The 21,597-nt window shown below is 35.3% G+C and carries 16 protein-coding genes, 1 tRNA gene, 1 rRNA gene, 1 other RNA gene and 2 pseudogenes; 17 read left to right on the top strand and 4 right to left on the bottom strand.

What is annotated here, in order from left to right; translation table 11 throughout:
* Window positions 1-305 precede the first annotated feature (305 nt).
* Window positions 306-1,310 (top strand): autolysin/adhesin Aaa, encoded by a 1,005-nt coding sequence (aaa, locus tag ACXQH5_RS11475; RefSeq protein ID WP_001170262.1) that lies wholly within the window; start codon window positions 306-308, stop codon window positions 1,308-1,310.
* A 186-nt stretch (window positions 1,311-1,496) separates the two neighbouring features.
* Here the strand turns inward: aaa and ACXQH5_RS11470 are convergent, their stop codons facing one another.
* Window positions 1,497-1,766, bottom strand: coding sequence for a hypothetical protein (locus tag ACXQH5_RS11470; protein ID WP_001129473.1), 270 nt, complete (start codon window positions 1,764-1,766; stop codon window positions 1,497-1,499).
* 148 nt (window positions 1,767-1,914) lie between these two features.
* Here ACXQH5_RS11470 and ACXQH5_RS11465 point away from each other — a divergent pair, with 148 nt between their 5' ends.
* Together ACXQH5_RS11465 and ACXQH5_RS11460 are read left to right on the top strand one after the other, a co-directional pair.
* The gene (locus tag ACXQH5_RS11465; protein WP_000588528.1) at window positions 1,915-2,310 is read left to right on the top strand and encodes an NUDIX hydrolase; all 396 of its coding nucleotides are present in this window, start codon (window positions 1,915-1,917) and stop codon (window positions 2,308-2,310) included.
* Window positions 2,300-2,785, top strand: a complete 486-nt coding sequence (locus tag ACXQH5_RS11460) for a GNAT family N-acetyltransferase (protein WP_000183658.1) — start codon at window positions 2,300-2,302, stop codon at window positions 2,783-2,785. The genes ACXQH5_RS11465 and ACXQH5_RS11460 overlap by 11 nt, the downstream gene beginning before the upstream one ends.
* 168 nt (window positions 2,786-2,953) lie before the next feature.
* On the opposite strand, the gene ACXQH5_RS11455 is transcribed toward ACXQH5_RS11460, so the two are convergent.
* The 3 genes from ACXQH5_RS11455 to gltC form a co-directional block, all read right to left on the bottom strand.
* Entirely contained in the window at window positions 2,954-3,736 is a 783-nt protein-coding gene (locus ACXQH5_RS11455) for a YibE/F family protein (protein WP_000994678.1), read from the bottom strand.
* Window positions 3,733-4,851 (bottom strand): YibE/F family protein, encoded by a 1,119-nt coding sequence (locus ACXQH5_RS11450; RefSeq protein WP_078065136.1) that lies wholly within the window; start codon window positions 4,849-4,851, stop codon window positions 3,733-3,735. The genes ACXQH5_RS11455 and ACXQH5_RS11450 overlap by 4 nt, the downstream gene beginning before the upstream one ends.
* A gap of 114 nt (window positions 4,852-4,965) precedes the next feature.
* A complete protein-coding gene (gltC, locus tag ACXQH5_RS11445) occupies window positions 4,966-5,850 on the bottom strand; it encodes a glutamate biosynthesis transcriptional regulator GltC (protein ID WP_000403910.1) in 885 nt (294 codons plus the stop codon).
* Window positions 5,851-6,031: 181 nt separating this feature from the next.
* Here gltC and gltB point away from each other — a divergent pair, with 181 nt between their 5' ends.
* From gltB to ACXQH5_RS11375, 14 genes and pseudogenes are all read left to right on the top strand, one after another.
* Window positions 6,032-10,531, top strand: coding sequence for a glutamate synthase large subunit (gene gltB / locus ACXQH5_RS11440; protein WP_000551389.1), 4,500 nt, complete (start codon window positions 6,032-6,034; stop codon window positions 10,529-10,531).
* A gap of 17 nt (window positions 10,532-10,548) precedes the next feature.
* Window positions 10,549-12,012, top strand: a complete 1,464-nt coding sequence (locus ACXQH5_RS11435; protein ID WP_000503590.1) for a glutamate synthase subunit beta — start codon at window positions 10,549-10,551, stop codon at window positions 12,010-12,012.
* 269 nt (window positions 12,013-12,281) lie between these two features.
* Window positions 12,282-12,374, top strand: a tRNA-Ser gene (locus ACXQH5_RS11430).
* A 469-nt stretch (window positions 12,375-12,843) separates the two neighbouring features.
* Window positions 12,844-14,271, top strand: a complete 1,428-nt coding sequence (gene treP, locus ACXQH5_RS11425; RefSeq protein ID WP_000279382.1) for a PTS system trehalose-specific EIIBC component — start codon at window positions 12,844-12,846, stop codon at window positions 14,269-14,271.
* A gap of 63 nt (window positions 14,272-14,334) precedes the next feature.
* Window positions 14,335-15,975, top strand: a complete 1,641-nt coding sequence (gene treC, locus ACXQH5_RS11420; protein ID WP_000031519.1) for an alpha,alpha-phosphotrehalase — start codon at window positions 14,335-14,337, stop codon at window positions 15,973-15,975.
* Between the two features lie 24 nt (window positions 15,976-15,999).
* Entirely contained in the window at window positions 16,000-16,728 is a 729-nt protein-coding gene (gene treR, locus ACXQH5_RS11415) for a trehalose operon repressor (protein ID WP_000977612.1), read from the top strand.
* 61 nt (window positions 16,729-16,789) lie between these two features.
* Window positions 16,790-17,059, top strand: an RNA gene (gene ffs / locus ACXQH5_RS11410) — signal recognition particle sRNA large type.
* Between the two features lie 69 nt (window positions 17,060-17,128).
* Window positions 17,129-17,229, top strand: a pseudogene (locus ACXQH5_RS11405) (hypothetical protein).
* Window positions 17,230-17,367: 138 nt separating this feature from the next.
* A complete protein-coding gene (locus tag ACXQH5_RS11400) occupies window positions 17,368-17,892 on the top strand; it encodes a GNAT family N-acetyltransferase (RefSeq protein ID WP_001167833.1) in 525 nt (174 codons plus the stop codon).
* A gap of 68 nt (window positions 17,893-17,960) precedes the next feature.
* A complete protein-coding gene (dnaX, locus tag ACXQH5_RS11395; RefSeq protein ID WP_001109053.1) occupies window positions 17,961-19,658 on the top strand; it encodes a DNA polymerase III subunit gamma/tau in 1,698 nt (565 codons plus the stop codon).
* A gap of 89 nt (window positions 19,659-19,747) precedes the next feature.
* Entirely contained in the window at window positions 19,748-20,065 is a 318-nt protein-coding gene (locus tag ACXQH5_RS11390) for a YbaB/EbfC family nucleoid-associated protein (protein WP_001213992.1), read from the top strand.
* 6 nt (window positions 20,066-20,071) lie between these two features.
* Window positions 20,072-20,668, top strand: a complete 597-nt coding sequence (gene recR, locus ACXQH5_RS11385; RefSeq protein WP_000559156.1) for a recombination mediator RecR — start codon at window positions 20,072-20,074, stop codon at window positions 20,666-20,668.
* Between the two features lie 207 nt (window positions 20,669-20,875).
* A pseudogene (locus tag ACXQH5_RS11380) lies at window positions 20,876-20,972 on the top strand (hypothetical protein).
* 549 nt (window positions 20,973-21,521) lie between these two features.
* A 16S ribosomal RNA gene (locus ACXQH5_RS11375) occupies window positions 21,522-21,597 on the top strand; the annotation flags it as partial.

Here is a 21,597-nt window from a genome sequence, read left to right as displayed (position 1 = left end):
TCATGCTTATGTTTGTAGGGCGTTATTGTTTGAGAATAAAATTATTTCCAGTAGAGAAAGGGATTGTAATCATTTTATAGTGAAATATTATGAAATTGTAATAATTTAGATATTGTAAAATCTAATAAGTTGTAATAATTTTAAGGGATAATTATAAAATTTGATGATACAGTATATGATTTTTTTGTAATCATAATGTCATCAAACATCAACCTATTATACATAATAAAATCGTATAATGATGTAGTATTCATAAATTCGGATAAAAGAATGCTAGGAAAGTTAAGCAAGAGGAGGATTTTAAAGTGCAAAAAAAAGTAATTGCAGCTATTATTGGGACAAGCGCGATTAGCGCTGTTGCGGCAACTCAAGCAAATGCGGCTACAACTCACACAGTAAAACCGGGTGAATCAGTGTGGGCAATTTCAAATAAGTATGGGATTTCGATTGCTAAATTAAAGTCATTAAACAATTTAACATCTAATCTAATTTTCCCAAACCAAGTACTAAAAGTATCTGGCTCAAGTAATTCTACGAGTAATAGTAGCCGTCCATCAACGAACTCAGGTGGCGGATCATACTACACAGTACAAGCAGGCGACTCATTATCATTAATCGCATCAAAATATGGTACAACTTACCAAAACATTATGCGACTTAATGGTTTAAATAATTTCTTTATTTATCCAGGTCAAAAATTAAAAGTATCAGGTACTGCTAGCTCAAGTAACGCTGCGAGCAATAGTAGCCGTCCATCAACGAACTCAGGCGGTGGATCATACTACACAGTACAAGCAGGTGACTCATTGTCATTAATCGCATCAAAATATGGTACAACTTATCAAAAAATTATGAGCTTAAATGGCTTAAATAATTTCTTTATTTATCCGGGTCAAAAATTGAAAGTAACTGGTAATGCATCTTCAAACTCAGCATCTGCAACAACTACGAATAGAGGTTACAATACACCAGTATTCAGTCATCAAAACTTATATACATGGGGTCAATGTACATATCATGTATTTAATCGTCGTGCTGAAATTGGTAAAGGTATTAGTACTTATTGGTGGAATGCTAATAACTGGGATAACGCAGCGGCAGCAGATGGTTACACTATCGACAATAGACCTACTGTAGGTTCTATCGCTCAAACAGATGTAGGTTACTATGGTCATGTTATGTTTGTAGAACGTGTAAATAACGATGGTAGTATTTTAGTTTCAGAAATGAACTATTCAGCTGCACCAGGTATTTTAACTTACAGAACGGTACCAGCTTACCAAGTAAATAATTATAGATATATTCACTAAAGTCTTACGTATATAAATATATATAATGAATTCCTATTACATTTCACAAGCTGAAAAGTTGGATTGAATCCTAAACTTTATGGTGGGGCTATCAAAGTCGTGATTGTTGTAATAGGAATTTTTGTATAAGAAAAAGGATTGGTCGAATGAACTTCATGTTCTATGTTCGACCAATCCTTTTCTGATTCAGTATTCATGCTTTACTTTGCGAATGCTTGTAAATAATCTAGCACCGTTTGTTATTAAAGTAACAACTGCCACTGCTTTTTTGAACTTGCGTGGTGACTTAATTGAAATGTAAAAGTCTAACACGGTTCCTACAGTGCTTAAACCTAATGAAAGATATACTAATTTTTTATTTTTAGCATGATATTTATAGCCATTGTAGCCGTCGACTATGAAACCTGCGACATTTAGTAAACTTGATAAACGTTGTGATTTGGAACGTTTTGCCATAATAATAATTCCCCCTAGTATCTTCTGTTTATATGAAAAATTGGGTGCGCTGAATTGCTAACGTTTTGCGCTATAACTACTCATATATGATAACATAATTGTACAGTATAATTTGAAAAATTGATTTCACAAAGTTGGGGTGTCAAAGATGATTAAATGTGTCTGTTTAGTTGAAGAAACAGCTGATAAAATATTGCTTGTTCAAGTAAGGAATCGCGAAAAGTATTATTTCCCAGGTGGTAAAATAGAAGAAGGGGAATCACAAGTACAAGCGCTGTTAAGAGAAGTAAAAGAAGAATTAAATTTAACATTAACAATGGATGAAATTGAATATATCGGGACAATTGTAGGTCCTGCATATCCACAACAGGATATGTTAACTGAGTTAAATGGATTTCGCGCATTAACCAAAATCGATTGGGAAAACGTAACTATCAATAATGAAATTACAGATATACGCTGGATTGATAAAGATAATGATGCGTTGATTGCGCCTGCTGTCAAAGTTTGGATTGAAACGTATGGTGGTAAACATGACAAATAATGACACTATCATGTTACGACATTATGTCCCACAGGATTATTCGATGTTAGAAGCTTTTCAATTAAGTGAAAGTGATTTGAAGTTTGTTAAAACGCCAGAGGAAAATATTACAGCTGCAATGTCTGATAATGAAAGGTATCCCATCGTTGTAATGGATGACAGGCAATGTGTGGCCTTTTTTACATTACATCGTGGAAAAGGGGTCGCACCATTTAGCGATAACCAAGATGCAGTATTTTTCAGGTCATTTAGTGTTGATCAACGTTATCGTAATAGAGGAATAGGTAAAGTGGTAATGGAAAAATTGGCGTCATTTATCACTTCAACATTTCAGGATATTAATGAGATTGTGTTAACGGTTAATACTGACAATCCACATGCCATGGCACTTTATCGCCAACAAGGATATCAATATATGGGAGATAGTATGTTCGTCGGAAGACCTGTTCATATTATGGCGCTAACTATAAAATAAATTAAATTTAAAAGCATCTTTACTCATCGTCGACCACAACAATTAATGATGAATAAAGGTGCTTTTTGTTATAGACCACCGGACAATTTACTATAGTAAAAAGCGACCTAGTGAACAATTGACATATATCCACAGGTCGCTTAACTTAAGTTATATTGCTAGTTGCGATTAATTGATAGACTCATCATTTTTGCGCTGTCGAGATGGTCTTTTTATTAAAAATGCCGTAATCCAAGCCGTAATCGGAATACTGATTGCAACGGCAATACCGCCTAAAATAATAGAAATAAATTCTTGGGCAAATATTTTCGAGTTTATAATATGGCCAAATGAATATTTAAGTTTGAAAAACCAAATAAATAAAGCAAGTTGGCCACCAAAAAAGGCAAGGTAAATCGTGTTCGCAGATGTCGCTAAAATTTCTCTACCAACACGCATGCCAGATTGGAATAATTCGTATTGCGTAAGTGTTGGATTCACTTGATGCAATTCATAAATGGGTGAACTAATGGTAATCGTTAAATCTATCACAGCTGCAATAACAGCAAGAATAATAGTGAACACCATAAATTGAACCATATCAATGCCAATATTCATTGAATACACATATGTTTCATCTTGTTGTTCGGTTGAAAAGCCTTGTAGATGACCGAAGTAGACCGATAAATAAATGAGTGTAATCAACAATATTGTTGTAACGATAGTGCTGATAAATGCAGCTTGTGTTTTAACATTGTAACTATTGAGTACGAATAAATTACAAGCGCCAATAATAATGCAGAAAAAGAATGTGACGACATAAATCGGTACGCCAAAAATAATCAATACAATACTAATAATTAAAATAGCAAAATTTAAAAATAGGGTTAAATAAGAGATGAATCCCTTTTTACCTCCGAAAATTATCATCAGAAAGAGGAGCAATAACGCCAATATAAATACAGCATTCATTGTTTCGCCCTCCTTAATGATTCAAATATTTCCATAAACAATATTGTGATAGGAATTGTAAGTACGATACCTATACCACCTGTTAGTGCGCGCGCAATTTCTAACGACCAATTCATCGAAATAGTATAAGTCACTGTATTGGCATTTTTTAAAAAGATTAAAAACATAGGTAGTGCACCGGATAAATATGAGAATAATAAGATGTTAGTCATTGTTCCCATAATATCTTGGCCGATGTTTCGCCCAGCAAGCGCCCATCTCCTCATTGAAATGTGTGGCGTACGCTGTAAAATTTCATGCATACCACTAGCAATTGTAATTGCAACATCCATAATAGCGCCAAGTGAACCTATTAACACTGAGGCTAGGAAGATATCTTTCGGTGGTAATGATAAAAAATTCATCGTTTCATATTTAATGCCTTTACCATCTGTCATATATATGATTAATTCTGTTAAACCTATACTCAAAAAAGTTCCGATAATTGTACTTGCTACGGTAATGAGTGTACGCATATGCCAGCCTGTAACGAGCAATAAAGTGAGTATTGTTGAACAGATCATGGCAATGGTCATGAGTAAGAATAAATTAATATTGCTATGTTGAATATGAATGTAAATTGCGATTAATATGGCAATAGAATTCAAGATTAACGATAAAATCGATTGCAGTCCGACTTTGCGACCAACCAATAATACAGTTAATAAAAACAAACCAGTGATGATAACCGATAAGGTATCACGCTTCTTTTCTATAATATAAGCATCACTCGGCTTGTTAGAAATATGTAATAATACTTTTTCGTGTGTGCGAAATGCTTCTGAATCTGCTTGAGATTTGACGTACTGATGATTAATCGTCGTCGTTTCTCCAGCAAATTGACCATTTAATATTTTGACTTTTAATTGATTTTTATACTTAGTATCGCGGTTATTTTGTGCATCTTTTATAGGTGTCGATGAAACGTGTTTGACATCTATAATTTGACCAATTGGTTTGTTGTAAAAGTTCTCATTATTGAATGTAAATAAAATAGCACCAATGAATGCGATGCAGAACAAACCTAAAATTATATTAAATGGCTTTGTAAATAAATTTCTATATTTCAAAAACAAAACCCCAATTCTATGAATGAATTAATATGGTGATTATACGCCCTTAATTTTTTATTTTCAAAGATATTACTGTGAAGTGTAAAACGAAAATCATCATTGATAGCGTCGAATTACTTAATGGAATGTAGACGTTTTAGTCATTAATTGCTGAATGAGTGTTAATAAGATACCAATATCACTCTTCGTATAAGGTTCTTTCGTAATAGCACATATCGTTCTTTTTAATTCAGTATGATCTAATTTTATATCTATCCATGATTTAGATTCTGGTAAATGTATATTTTGTGATGAAATGATGTAACCTTCTTTTTGACGAAGGAGATACTGCGCAAGTGGTTGGCTACTGATTGTGTATACATCTGATTTAGTAATCTTACGCAATTGCTTTTTTACAGATTCGGCAAATGGTGCCAAGCAATAAATATGACTATGCTCAAACTGAATTAATGGTGGGTGTGTCGCCATCGTGATTGGATCGTCTGAAGGCGCATATAAATGATAGTGCTCTTCGAATAAAGGTAGCATATGTAATTGTTTGTGTTTACGTATTTCTGGTGTAAGTTCCGTGAAACCAATGTCTATATTCCCATTTAATACGCTATTTATAATCGTGTCATGATCTAATAAGTTCGGTATGACATGTGTATCATTTTGTAAATGAAACGTTTGGATAAGTGGTAGTAACATGTGGGATACGTCACTCTCATCATAGCCAATGTAGATACTTTTATTTTTAGTTAATCCATGGCTTTGAAATTGTTCAATCGTGCTATCTAAATGTTCAATAATACGCAGAGCTTCATTAAATAATAATTTCCCTTCAGATGTGAGCGTAATATTACGTCCTTGCTTTTTAAATAAAGACACATTAAGTTCTTGTTCTAATAATGTAATTTGACGGCTTATCGCTGATTGAGCAATGTTTAGTTCAAGTGCTGTTTCGGAGATATGTTCTCTTTTAGCGACCTCGATAAAATATCTTAATTGTTTAATTTCCATAGCGATATAGGCACCTCCGAAAATGAGTGTTTTGTAACTATTATAGCAATATTATTGATAAATGTTCTATTTTTTAGATGAATATCTTCTATTTTATATATTGAACAGATAAATTTTTTAGATTATAGTAATTATCATTAATAACTAATATCAGAATATTCTAAAAAAAGGGGTGTGCATCATGCACAATGAGAAATTAATTAAAGGCTTATATGACTATCGTGAGGAACATGATGCGTGTGGTATTGGTTTTTATGCGAATATGGACAATAAAAGGTCTCACGACATCATTGATAAATCGCTTGAAATGTTGCGACGTTTAGATCACAGGGGCGGGGTCGGCGCAGATGGCATCACTGGTGATGGCGCAGGTATTATGACTGAAATACCTTTTGCATTTTTCAAACAACATGTAACGGACTTTGAAATCCCAGGTGAAGGTGAATATGCCGTGGGGTTATTTTTTTCCAAAGAACGCGTTTTAGGTTCTGAACATGAAGCAGTTTTTAAAAAATATTTTGAAGGCGAAGGGTTATCAATTCTTGGTTATCGTAATGTACCAGTTAATAAAGATGCCATTGCTAAACATGTAGCAGATACGATGCCAGTCATTCAACAAGTGTTTATTGATATTAGGGACATTGAAGATGTTGAAAAGCGTTTGTTTTTAGCGAGAAAACAATTAGAGTTCTATTCGACTCAGTGCGATTTAGAATTATATTTTACGAGCTTATCACGCAAAACAATTGTATATAAAGGTTGGTTACGATCAGACCAAATTAAAAAACTCTATACAGATTTATCGGATGATTTATATCAATCAAAGCTAGGGTTAGTGCATTCGAGATTTAGTACGAATACATTCCCGAGTTGGAAAAGGGCACATCCTAACCGTATGTTAATGCATAATGGTGAGATTAACACGATAAAAGGTAATGTGAACTGGATGCGAGCACGCCAACATAAATTAATCGAAACATTATTTGGCGAGGATCAACATAAAGTGTTTCAAATTGTCGATGAGGATGGTAGTGACTCTGCCATTGTAGATAATGCGCTAGAGTTCTTATCGTTAGCCATGGAACCAGAAAAGGCAGCGATGCTACTCATACCTGAACCTTGGTTATATAATGAAGCGAATGATGCAAATGTACGTGCGTTTTATGAATTTTATAGTTATTTAATGGAACCGTGGGATGGTCCTACAATGATTTCGTTCTGTAACGGTGACAAACTTGGCGCGCTTACAGATAGAAATGGATTACGTCCAGGTCGTTATACGATTACTAAAGATAACTTTATTGTCTTTTCATCTGAAGTGGGTGTTGTGGACGTACCTGAAAGTAATGTTGCTTTTAAAGGTCAATTGAATCCTGGAAAGTTATTGCTTGTTGATTTTAAACAGAATAAAGTCATTGAAAATAATGATTTAAAAGGTGCGATTGCTGGAGAATTACCATATAAAGCGTGGATTGATAACCATAAAGTTGATTTTGATTTTGAAAATATACAATATCAAGATTCGCAATGGAAAGATGAAACGTTATTTAAATTACAACGTCAATTTGCATACACGAAAGAAGAGATTCATAAGTATATTCAGGAACTTGTAGAAGGTAAGAAGGATCCTATCGGTGCAATGGGATATGATGCGCCAATTGCAGTGTTGAACGAGCGACCAGAATCACTATTTAATTACTTTAAACAGTTGTTTGCACAAGTTACGAATCCACCAATTGATGCGTATCGTGAAAAAATCGTAACGAGTGAACTTTCTTATTTAGGTGGCGAAGGTAACTTATTAGCACCTGACGAAACGGTTTTAGATCGAATTCAATTGAAGAGACCGGTATTGAATGAATCACACTTAGCAGCGATTGATCAGGAGCATTTTAAATTAACATATTTATCAACGGTATATAAAGGGGATTTGGAAGATGCGCTAGAAGCATTAGGCCGAGAAGCAGTGGATGCTGTAAAGCAAGGCGCTCAAATTCTTGTGTTAGATGATAGTGGATTAGTTGATGGCAATGGCTTTGCAATGCCGATGTTACTCGCAATAAGTCATGTGCATCAATTACTTATTAAAGCAGATTTACGTATGTCTACAAGTTTAGTCGCTAAATCTGGTGAGACACGAGAAGTGCATCATGTTGCTTGTTTACTAGCATATGGCGCGAATGCAATTGTGCCATACCTAGCGCAACGTACAGTTGAACAACTGACATTGACAGAAGGGTTACAAGGCACCGTTGTCGATAATGTTAAGACATATACGGATGTATTATCGGAAGGTGTCATTAAAGTAATGGCGAAGATGGGAATTTCGACAGTGCAAAGTTATCAAGGTGCACAAATATTTGAAGCGATTGGCTTGTCTCATGATGTGATTGATCGTTATTTTACTGGAACACAGTCTAAGTTATCTGGTATTTCGATTGATCAAATTGATGCTGAAAATAAAGCACGTCAACAAAGTGATGATAATTATCTTGCATCAGGTAGTACATTCCAATGGAGACAACAAGGTCAACATCATGCTTTTAATCCGGAATCTATTTTCTTATTGCAGCACGCATGTAAAGAAAATGACTATGCGCAATTTAAAGCATACTCTGAAGCGGTAAACAAAAATAGAACAGATCACATTAGACATTTACTTGAATTTAAAGCATGTACACCGATTGACATCGACCAAGTTGAACCGGTGAGTGACATTGTCAAACGCTTTAATACAGGGGCGATGAGTTATGGATCGATTTCAGCGGAAGCACATGAAACGTTAGCACAAGCCATGAACCAATTAGGTGGAAAGAGTAATAGTGGTGAAGGTGGCGAAGATGCAAAACGTTATGAAGTACAAGTTGATGGAAGCAACAAAGTAAGTGCGATTAAACAAGTTGCTTCTGGACGTTTTGGTGTAACTAGTGATTATTTACAACATGCCAAAGAAATTCAAATTAAAGTTGCGCAAGGTGCAAAGCCTGGTGAAGGTGGTCAATTACCTGGTACTAAGGTATATCCGTGGATTGCGAAGACAAGAGGGTCAACGCCAGGTATCGGTCTGATTTCACCACCGCCACATCATGATATTTATTCAATAGAAGATTTAGCGCAACTGATACATGATTTGAAAAATGCGAATAAAGATGCAGATATCGCGGTGAAATTAGTTTCGAAAACAGGTGTTGGTACCATTGCATCTGGGGTGGCAAAAGCATTTGCGGATAAAATTGTCATCAGTGGTTACGATGGTGGTACAGGGGCTTCACCTAAAACGAGTATTCAGCATGCCGGTGTTCCTTGGGAGATTGGTTTAGCAGAAACACATCAAACATTAAAACTAAATGACTTAAGAAGTCGTGTTAAGTTAGAAACAGACGGTAAGTTATTAACTGGTAAAGATGTAGCGTACGCATATGCGCTTGGAGCGGAAGAATTTGGATTTGCAACTGCACCATTAGTGGTGTTGGGCTGTATTATGATGCGTGTATGCCATAAAGATACATGTCCAGTAGGAGTTGCAACTCAAAACAAAGATTTACGTGCTTTATATAGAGGTAAAGCACATCATGTTGTTAATTTTATGCATTTTATTGCACAAGAATTAAGAGAAATTTTAGCATCTTTAGGTTTGAAACGTGTAGAAGACTTAGTTGGAAGAACTGATTTATTACAACGATCATCAACATTAAAAGCGAATAGCAAAGCGGCTAGTATTGATGTTGAAAAACTGTTATGTCCTTTCGATGGGCCAAACACAAAAGAAATTCAACAAAATCATAATCTTGAGCATGGATTTGATTTAACAAATTTATATGAAGTAACGAAGCCATATATTGCTGAAGGGCGTCGCTATACAGGTAGCTTTACAGTAAATAATGAACAACGTGATGTAGGGGTTATTACAGGTAGTGAGATTTCGAAACAATATGGAGAAGCAGGACTTCCTGAAAATACAATTAATGTTTATACGAATGGTCATGCTGGTCAAAGTCTTGCAGCATATGCACCGAAAGGCTTAATGATTCATCATACTGGAGATGCGAATGACTATGTTGGTAAAGGATTATCTGGTGGTACGGTCATTGTCAAAGCACCTTTTGAAGAACGACAAAATGAAATTATTGCTGGTAACGTCTCATTCTATGGTGCGACAGGTGGTAAGGCATTTATTAACGGTAGTGCAGGAGAAAGATTCTGTATTAGAAATAGTGGTGTAGATGTTGTCGTTGAAGGTATCGGCGACCATGGATTAGAGTACATGACTGGTGGACATGTCATTAATTTAGGTGATGTAGGTAAGAACTTTGGTCAAGGTATGAGTGGTGGTATTGCTTACGTTATCCCGTCTGATGTAGAAACTTTTGTTGAAAATAATCAACTAGATACGCTTTCGTTTACAAAGATTAAACACCAAGAAGAAAAAGCATTCATTAAGCAAATGCTGGAAGAACATGTGTCACATACGAATAGTACGAGAGCGATTCATGTGTTAAAACATTTTGATCGTATTGAAGATGTCGTCGTTAAAGTTATTCCTAAAGATTATCAATTAATGATGCAAAAAATTCATTTGCACAAATCATTACATGACAATGAAGATGAAGCGATGTTAGCTGCATTTTACGATAACAGTAAAACAATCGACGCTAAACATAAACCAGCCGTTGTGTATTAAGGAAAGGGGGAGATACGATGGGCGAATTTAAAGGATTTATGAAGTATGACAAACAGTACTTAGGTGAATTATCACTGGTAGACCGTTTGAAGCATCATAAAGCATATCAACAACGATTTACTAAAGAAGATGCCTCTATCCAAGGTGCACGATGTATGGATTGTGGAACGCCGTTTTGTCAAACCGGACAACAGTATGGTAGGGAAACAATAGGTTGTCCAATTGGAAACTACATTCCTGAATGGAACGACTTAGTGTATCATCAAGATTTTAAAACTGCTTATGAACGCTTAAGTGAAACAAATAACTTTCCTGACTTTACAGGGCGTGTATGTCCTGCACCATGTGAAAGTGCTTGTGTGATGAAGATTAATAGAGAATCGATTGCGATTAAAGGTATTGAACGCACAATCATTGATGAAGCTTTTGAAAATGGTTGGGTAGCGCCGAAAGTTCCGAGTCGCCGTAGAGATGAAAAAGTGGCAATCGTTGGGAGCGGTCCAGCAGGATTAACTGCTGCTGAAGAACTTAATCTACTAGGATATCAAGTAACTATTTATGAACGTGCTAGAGAATCAGGCGGTTTATTAATGTATGGTATTCCGAATATGAAACTTGATAAAGATGTGGTTCGACGTCGTATTAAGTTAATGGAAGAAGCGGGCATTACTTTCATTAATGGTGTTGAAGTAGGCGTTGATATTGATAAAGCAACGTTAGAATCTGAGTATGATGCCATTATATTATGTACTGGTGCACAAAAAGGTAGAGATTTACCTTTAGAAGGACGCATGGGTGATGGTATACATTTCGCTATGGATTATTTAACTGAACAAACGCAACTGTTAAATGGAGAAATTGATGATATAACAATAACTGCAAAAGATAAGAATGTCATTATCATTGGTGCTGGTGATACAGGGGCAGACTGTGTAGCGACAGCATTAAGAGAAAATTGTAAATCGATTGTTCAATTTAATAAATATACGAAATTGCCAGAAGCAATTACGTTTACAGAAAATGCATCATGGCCTTTAGCAATGCCGGTGTTTAAAATGGACTATGCGCACCAAGAGTACGAAGCTAAGTTTGGTAAGGAACCACGTGCATATGGTGTTCAAACAATGCGTTACGATGTTGACGATAAAGGACACATACGTGGTTTGTATACTCAAATTTTAGAGCAAGGCGAAAATGGTATGGTCATGAAAGAAGGACCTGAAAGATTTTGGCCTGCTGACCTTGTATTATTATCAATCGGCTTCGAAGGTACAGAACCAACAGTACCGAATGCTTTTAACATTAAAACGGATAGAAATCGAATCGTGGCGGATGATACAAACTATCAAACTAATAATGAAAAGGTATTTGCTGCTGGAGATGCTAGACGTGGTCAAAGTTTAGTTGTATGGGCGATTAAAGAAGGTAGAGGCGTAGCGAAAGCAGTAGATCAGTATTTAGCGAGTAAAGTTTGTGTATAATCTTTGTATGGAAATGGTGGTTACGTTGACGTTGTGTCATGCTGAATCGAGTTTGAAATAATCTAGTATCTATCAACGTCACATGCCATCTTTGTAACCTAAAAACAAAGGTTTGTAAGACAACAAATAGATTAATTATAAGTAGTGATTTTTTAAGTGCGTTTTATAAGTCAACTGTAGTGGAAGACAATGATTTGTGGTAATCATGTAATGCTAAAAAACAATATTGACTTTTACAGAACGTTCATATATGATAAATATTGTGTTTAGGAGGAATACCCAAGTCCGGCTGAAGGGATCGGTCTTGAAAACCGACAGGGGCTTAACGGCTCGCGGGGGTTCGAATCCCTCTTCCTCCGCCATCAATATTTATATTAAATACTATATATAAAAAAGGTAAGTACTCAAAGTTTGAGTGTTTACCTTTTTTATATGCCTTTGAATGACTCGTATTTTTGATAATAGAAATGATAAGGCATTGAGATTGGAAGGGCATTTGGCTTGTGCAATATACATAGCTAAATGTCTTTTTTGTTTTGTGAAATATGATGGATGGCTTGTGTGGGCAAGTTTGCTATTTGTAGATATGCATTTTTCAATTTAGGAGTTGGCCATGCATTTACACTTTATAATGGCGAGAGCGTGGTGAGGTATTGTTAATAACACAATTGTAGCGAGGGGTTATTGCTACATATGTCGTTATGGCTCATTGATTTTCTGAAATGGCTACCTCAGATAATTGTGACAAAATAAAAATATTTTGTTGAAAGCCTTTACATAACTTGTCTAGACAAGTTATACTCGTTTTAAGACATTAAGGGAGTGAAATATATGGCTGTAAAAAGAGAAGATGTAAAAGCCATCGTAACCGCTATTGGGGGAAAAGAAAATCTTGAAGCTGCAACGCATTGTGTAACACGATTACGTTTAGTGCTGAAGGATGAAAGTAAAGTTGATAAAGACGCATTAAGTAATAACGCGTTGGTCAAGGGGCAGTTCAAAGCAGACCATCAATATCAAATTGTCATTGGTCCAGGAACAGTCGATGAAGTGTATAAGCAGTTTATTGATGAAACAGGTGCTCAAGAAGCTTCGAAAGATGAAGCGAAACAAGCAGCTGCGCAAAAAGGGAATCCAGTACAACGTTTGATCAAATTATTGGGGGATATTTTTATACCAATATTACCTGCGATTGTGACAGCTGGTTTGTTAATGGGAATCAATAATTTACTTACAATGAAAGGTTTATTTGGTCCAAAAACACTTATTGAGATGTATCCACAAATTGCTGATATTTCAAACATCATTAATGTGATTGCGAGTACGGCATTTATTTTCTTACCAGCATTAATTGGTTGGAGTAGTATGCGTGTATTTGGTGGTAGTCCGATTCTAGGTTTAGTCTTAGGTTTGATTTTAATGCACCCGCAATTAGTATCTCAGTATGATTTGGCAAAAGGGAATATTCCGACGTGGAACTTATTTGGCTTAGAGATTAAGCAGTTGAATTACCAAGGTCAAGTGTTGCCAGTTTTAATTGCAGCTTATGTTCTAGCTAAAATTGAAAAAGGATTAAATAAAGTCGTTCACGATTCGATAAAAATGTTGGTCGTTGGACCCGTAGCGCTTTTAGTTACTGGATTTTTAGCATTTATTATCATTGGACCAGTTGCATTATTGATTGGTACAGGTATTACATCTGGTGTTACATTTATATTCCAACATGCAGGATGGCTTGGCGGAGCAATATATGGATTGTTATATGCACCACTTGTAATTACAGGACTACACCATATGTTTTTAGCAGTAGATTTCCAATTGATGGGTAGCAGCTTAGGTGGTACGTATTTATGGCCAATTGTTGCGATTTCCAATATTTGTCAGGGGTCTGCAGCATTTGGCGCATGGTTTGTCTATAAACGTCGTAAAATGGTTAAAGAAGAAGGCTTGGCATTAACATCTGGTATTTCTGGTATGTTAGGTGTTACTGAACCAGCTATGTTTGGTGTGAACTTACCTCTGAAATATCCATTTATCGCTGCGATATCAACGTCTTGTGTATTGGGGGCAATCGTTGGTATGAATAACGTACTTGGAAAAGTTGGTGTTGGTGGCGTGCCAGCATTCATTTCAATTCAAAAAGAATTTTGGCCAGTATATCTTATTGTGACAGCTATTGCTATTGTTGTACCATGTATACTAACAATTGTGATGTCTCATTTTAGTAAACAAAAAGCGAAAGAAATTGTTGAAGATTAATAAAATAAAAAAGGGGCGTTCGTTATTTGGACGTCCTTTATTACGTTATAAGGTGGTAATTGTGTGTCGAAAGAAATAGATTGGAGAAAATCCGTTGTATATCAAATTTATCCTAAGTCGTTTAATGATACGACGGGGAATGGTATAGGAGATATTAACGGAATTATAGAAAAATTGGATTATATCAAGTTATTGGGTGTTGATTATATTTGGTTAACACCAGTGTATGAATCACCGATGAATGATAATGGCTATGATATCAGCAATTATTTAGAAATCAATGAAGACTTTGGAACGATGGATGATTTTGAAAAGTTAATCAAAGTTGCTCATCAAAAAGACTTGAAAGTGATGTTAGATATTGTCATTAATCATACGTCGACGGAGCATGAATGGTTTAAAGAAGCCCGTAAATCTAAAGACAACTCTTATAGAGATTATTACTTTTTCAGATCATCTGAAGACGGACCGCCAACAAATTGGCATTCTAAATTTGGTGGTAATGCATGGAAGTATGATTCTGAGACAGATGAATATTATTTACATTTATTTGATGTCAGTCAAGCTGATTTAAATTGGGATAATCCGGAAGTACGTCAATCGTTATATCGTATTGTCAATCATTGGATAGACTTCGGCGTTGATGGTTTTCGATTTGATGTCATTAACTTAATTTCTAAAGGTGAATTTAAGGACTCTGACAAAATAGGTAAAGAATTTTATACGGATGGTCCTAGAGTGCATGAGTTTCTGCATGAATTAAATCGTCAAACGTTTGGTAACACTGACATGATGACTGTAGGAGAAATGTCTTCGACGACGATTGAAAATTGTATTAAGTATACACAGCCAGAACGCCAAGAATTGAATAGTGTTTTTAATTTTCATCATCTAAAGGTTGATTATGTTGATGGTGAAAAGTGGACAAATGCGAAGCTTGATTTTCATAAGTTAAAGGAAATTCTGATGCAATGGCAACGAGGTATTTATGACGGTGGCGGATGGAACGCGATTTTCTGGTGTAATCATGATCAGCCACGGGTAGTGTCTAGATTTGGTGATGATACGTCGGAAGAGATGAGGATACAAAGTGCTAAAATGTTAGCTATCGCACTGCATATGTTGCAAGGGACGCCATATATTTACCAAGGTGAAGAAATTGGTATGACGGACCCACATTTTACATCAATAGCACAATATCGTGATGTTGAATCGATTAATGCCTACCATCAGTTGTTAAGTGAAGGGCATGCTGAAGCGGATGTGTTAGCGATTTTAGGACAGAAGTCACGAGACAATTCGAGAACGCCTATGCAATGGAGTGATGATGTTAATGCTGGATTTACAGCTGGTAAGCCTTGGATTGATATTTCGGAAAATTATCATCAGGTCAACGTTAGACAAGCACTTCAGAATAAAGATTCTATTTTCTATACGTATCAAAAATTAATACAATTAAGACATACGCATGATATTATTACGTATGGAGACATTGTGCCACGTTTTATGGATCATGATCATTTATTTGTTTATGAACGTCATTATAAGAATCAACAATGGCTAGTAATTGCGAATTTCTCAGCATCGGCTGTTGATTTGCCAGAAGGATTGGCTAGCGAAGGTCGTGTTGTGATTCAAACAGGCACAGTGGAAAATAATACGATAAGCGGGTTTGGTGCAATTGTAATCGAAACAAACGCGTAAAATAAATTGAGTGGATGCGTTTATATGATGAAGCAAAAGAAGTTTATGAAGATTTATGAGGCGTTGAAAGAAGATATACTAAACGGGCAGATTCAATATGGTGAACAAATTCCGTCTGAACATGATTTGGTGCAATTGTACCAGTCATCTCGAGAGACCGTGCGTAAGGCATTAGATTTGTTGGCATTAGACGGTATGATTCAAAAGATTCATGGTAAAGGGTCACTTGTCATTTATCAGGAGGTTACAGAGTTTCCATTTTCTGAACTTGTTAGTTTTAAAGAAATGCAAGAAGAAATGGGTGTCGCATATTTAACTGAAGTTGTTGTGAATGAGGTTGTTGAAGCGCATGAAGTTCCAGAAGTTCAACATGCTTTAAACATCAATTCTAGTGAATCACTCATTCATATTGTTAGAACTCGTCGGCTTAACCAACATGTGAAGATTGTTGATGAAGATTATTTTCTAAAGTCGATTGTTTCAGATATAGGTAATGATGTTGCGAGTGATTCTATTTATGATTATTTGGAAAAGGTATTAAATCTTAATATTAGTTATTCAAGTAAGTCTATTACTTTTGAACCGTTTGATGAACAAGCATATCAATTGTTTGGGGATGTTTCGGTGGCTTATTCAGCAACAGTTCGAAGTATTGTGTATTTAGAAAATACAACGCCGTTTCAATATAACATTTCAAAACATCTTGCAAATGAATTTAAATTTAACGACTTCTCAAGACGTCGTATAAAGTAAACAATGATATAAATGATTTATACTTGCAATTAACTATTAAAATATAGTAATATATATCTTGCCGTGCTAGGTGGGGAGGTAGCGGTTCCCTGTACTCGAAATCCGCTTTATGCGAGGCTTAATTCCTTTGTTGAGGCCGTATTTTTGCGAAGTCTGCCCAAAGCACGTAGTGTTTGAAGATTTCGGTCCTATGCAATATGAACCCATGAACCATGTCAGGTCCTGACGGAAGCAGCATTAAGTGGATCATCATATGTGCCGTAGGGTAGCCGAGATTTAGCTAACGACTTTGGTTACGTTCGTGAATTACGTTCGATGCTTAGGTGCACGGTTTTTTATTTTTAAAAATATTAAACCGATTATTAAGAGTTGAAAATATATATTTATAGAAGCTACTTTCTTGAAGACAATTCAGCGTATTATACGTGGAACATGTTTGGGGAAGTAGCTTTTTTATATGTGAAGTTTGATTCAAGTGAAATCGATGCGCAGTTTGAATGATTTTTTACGGATATAAAAAGTAAGAAGTTATTAATTGATGATAAAGAAATGATGGTGAAATGAGGGGGAGTATCTTACAATAGAATTATTAATGAGATACGTTATGATTATTGACAATCAAATCCCTACGGAGGACATATGCAAATATATTTAAGTACTTTAACAGAGTTAGATTATGATAAATCTTTAAATAGTATTGAAGAAAGTTTTGATGATAATCCTGAAACGAGTTGGCAAGCACGTGCGAAAGTGAAACATTTAAGGAAATCTCCTTGCTATAATTTTGAATTAGAAGTAATAGCGAAAAATGAAAATAACGATGTCGTTGGACACGTTTTATTAATTGAAGTAGAAATGAATAGTGATGACAAGACGTATTATGGTTTGGCGATTGCCTCTTTATCAGTTCATCCTGAATTACGTGGACAAAAATTAGGTCGTGGATTGGTTCAAGCAGTAGAAGAACGTGCAAAAGCGCAAGAGTATAGTACGGTTGTTGTAGACCATTGTTTTGACTACTTTGAAAAGTTGGGTTATCAGAATGCTGCTGAGCATGACATTAAATTAGAATCTGGTGATGCACCGTTACTTGTAAAATATTTATGGGATAATTTGACGGATGCACCACACGGAATCGTAAAATTTCCAGAACATTTTTATTAATTGTTCATTTAAGAAGTAAAGGTATTATCATGCTATAATGAAAGGTAATTGTTTATGGAGGTGCTAACTTGAATTATCAAGCCTTATATCGTATGTACAGACCCCAAAGTTTCGAGGATGTCGTCGGACAAGAACATGTCACGAAGACATTGCGCAATGCGATTTCGAAAGAAAAACAGTCGCATGCATATATTTTTAGTGGTCCGAGAGGTACGGGAAAAACGAGTATTGCCAAAGTGTTTGCTAAAGCAATCAACTGTTTAAATAGCACTGATGGAGAACCTTGTAATGAATGTCATATTTGTAAAGGCATTACGCAGGGGACTAATTCAGATGTGATAGAAATTGATGCTGCTAGTAATAATGGCGTTGATGAAATAAGAAATATTAGAGACAAAGTTAAATATGCACCAAGTGAATCGAAATATAAAGTTTATATTATAGATGAGGTGCACATGCTAACAACAGGTGCTTTTAATGCCCTTTTAAAGACGTTAGAAGAACCTCCAGCACACGCTATTTTTATATTGGCAACGACAGAACCACATAAAATCCCTCCAACAATCATTTCTAGGGCACAACGTTTTGATTTTAAAGCAATTAGCCTAGATCAAATTGTTGAACGTTTAAAATTTGTAGCAGATGCACAACAAATTGAATGTGGAGATGAAGCCTTGGCATTTATCGCTAAAGCGTCTGAAGGGGGTATGCGTGATGCATTAAGTATTATGGATCAGGCTATTGCTTTCGGCGATGGCACATTGACATTACAAGATGCCCTAAATGTTACGGGTAGCGTTCATGATGAAGCGTTGGATCACTTGTTTGATGATATTGTACAAGGTGACGTACAAGCATCTTTTAAAAAATACCATCAGTTTATAACAGAAGGTAAAGAAGTGAATCGCCTAATAAATGATATGATTTATTTTGTCAGAGATACGATTATGAATAAAACATCTGAGAAAGATACTGAGTATCGAGCACTGATGAACTTAGAATTAGATATGTTATATCAAATGATTGATCTTATTAATGATACATTAGTGTCGATTCGTTTTAGTGTGAATCAAAACGTTCATTTTGAAGTGTTGTTAGTAAAATTAGCTGAGCAGATTAAGGGTCAACCACAAGTGATTGCGAATGTAGCTGAACCAGCACAAATTGCTTCATCGCCAAACACAGATGTATTGTTGCAACGTATGGAACAGTTAGAGCAAGAACTAAAAACACTAAAAGCACAAGGAGTGAGTGTCGCTCCTGCTCAAAAATCTTCGAAAAAGCCTGCGAGAGGTATACAAAAATCTAAAAATGCATTTTCAATGCAACAAATTGCAAAAGTGCTAGATAAAGCGAATAAGGCAGATATCAAATTGTTGAAAGATCATTGGCAAGAAGTGATTGATCATGCCAAAAACAATGATAAAAAATCACTCGTTAGTTTATTGCAAAATTCGGAACCTGTGGCGGCAAGTGAAGATCACGTACTTGTGAAATTTGAGGAAGAGATCCATTGTGAAATCGTCAATAAAGACGACGAGAAACGTAGTAGTATAGAAAGTGTTGTATGTAATATCGTTAATAAAAACGTTAAAGTTGTTGGTGTACCATCAGATCAATGGCAAAGAGTTCGAACGGAGTATTTACAAAATCGTAAAAACGAAGGCGATGATATGCCAAAGCAACAAGCGCAACAAACAGATATTGCTCAAAAAGCAAAAGATCTTTTCGGTGAAGAAACTGTACATGTGATAGATGAAGAGTGATACATGACAAGCGATATAATCGTATGTATAATGAAAGAAACATCATTTTATTGATAAATATTTATTGATTTTCAAGGAGGAAATGGAATATGCGCGGTGGCGGAAACATGCAACAAATGATGAAACAAATGCAAAAAATGCAAAAGAAAATGGCTCAAGAACAAGAAAAACTTAAAGAAGAGCGTATTGTAGGAACAGCTGGCGGTGGCATGGTTGCAGTTACTGTAACTGGTCATAAAGAAGTTGTCGACGTTGAAATCAAAGAAGAAGCTGTAGACCCAGATGATATTGAAATGCTACAAGACTTAGTGTTAGCAGCTACTAATGAAGCGATGAACAAAGCTGATGAGCTTACTCAAGAACGTTTAGGTAAACATACTCAAGGCTTAAACATCCCTGGAATGTGATCATAGATGCATTATCCAGAACCTATATCAAAACTTATTGATAGCTTTATGAAATTGCCAGGCATTGGTCCAAAGACAGCCCAACGTCTGGCTTTTCATACCTTAGATATGAAAGAAGACGATGTTGTTCAGTTTGCCAAAGCATTAGTAGATGTTAAAAGAGAATTAACATATTGTAGCGTATGTGGTCACATTACTGAAAATGATCCATGTTATATTTGTGAAGATAAGCAAAGAGATCGTTCAGTTATTTGTGTTGTGGAAGATGACAAAGATGTCATAGCTATGGAAAAAATGAGAGAATACAAAGGTTTATATCACGTTTTACATGGGTCTATTTCGCCTATGGATGGAATTGGACCAGAAGATATTAATATTCCTTCATTGATTGAACGCTTGAAAAACGATGAAGTTAGCGAATTAATCTTAGCTATGAACCCGAACTTAGAAGGGGAATCTACAGCCATGTATATTTCTAGATTAGTTAAGCCTATAGGTATCAAAGTGACGAGATTAGCACAAGGGTTATCGGTAGGTGGCGATTTAGAGTATGCTGACGAAGTAACATTATCTAAAGCAATCGCAGGTAGAACAGAAATGTAATGTCTTCTATTAAACATTTTTGAATTTAATACTATAGTAAGAAAAGTCACAGTGTAATCATTGTGGCTTTTTTTATGGTGAGGTGTACTACTTTATTTGTGGTGTGTTGGTGGCATGGTTTAGCTAGTTTTACTGAGGGTGGGGAATATTTAGGAAGCAAGCCGTTTGTTGTGATTTGTTACTTCTAATAGTAATGATTCGAATTGGATTATCGAAGTAGGAATACCGTTATGGTGTGTTGGTGTTATTAATTTGATAAATGCGGTTGATGGTTAATGACTATGCAAATGAAATTCTTTTGTAATTGAAATGATAGATGCTGGCTTAGTAGTTGTACTTCTTTGGTCTAAAGCTTATTAAATCAGCCTGTATAGCGGTGTTTTGAGAGATTATTTAAAACTTGTAAATTTATTTTTAATTTCTGGTAAAAAAATAACGTTCTGTTTTGCGGTTTTTTTATTATCTTTTCATAAAAATAACCACCTTATTTGTTTTAGAAAACGTACTATTCACAATTGTAATTTCTTTAAGTTCGATTTTTAGAATGAGAGCGTTCAGAATGGATAGTAAAGGTGTAATTTTTACTGTTGTTAAGCAGTTTGAAAGTCTGTATAGTATTTATTTGTTGAGGCAAACAAAACAACTCAACTTAAGAAATAACTTGAATTACTAACGAAAATTAATTTTAAAAAGTTGTTGACTTAAATGTTAATAAAATGTATAATTAATTCTTGTCGGTAAGAAAAATGAACATTGAAAACTGAATGACAATATGTCAACGTTAATTCCAAAAAACGTAACTATAAGTTACAAACATTATTTAGTATTTATGAGCTAATCAAACATCATAATTTTTATGGAGAGTTTGATCCTGGCTCAGGATGAACGCTGGCGGCGTGCCTAATACATGCAAGTCGAGCGAACGGACG

The sequence above is a fragment of the Staphylococcus sp. SA22 genome, assembly GCF_054165785.1.
This window is presented reverse-complemented; position numbering and strand designations above follow the sequence as displayed.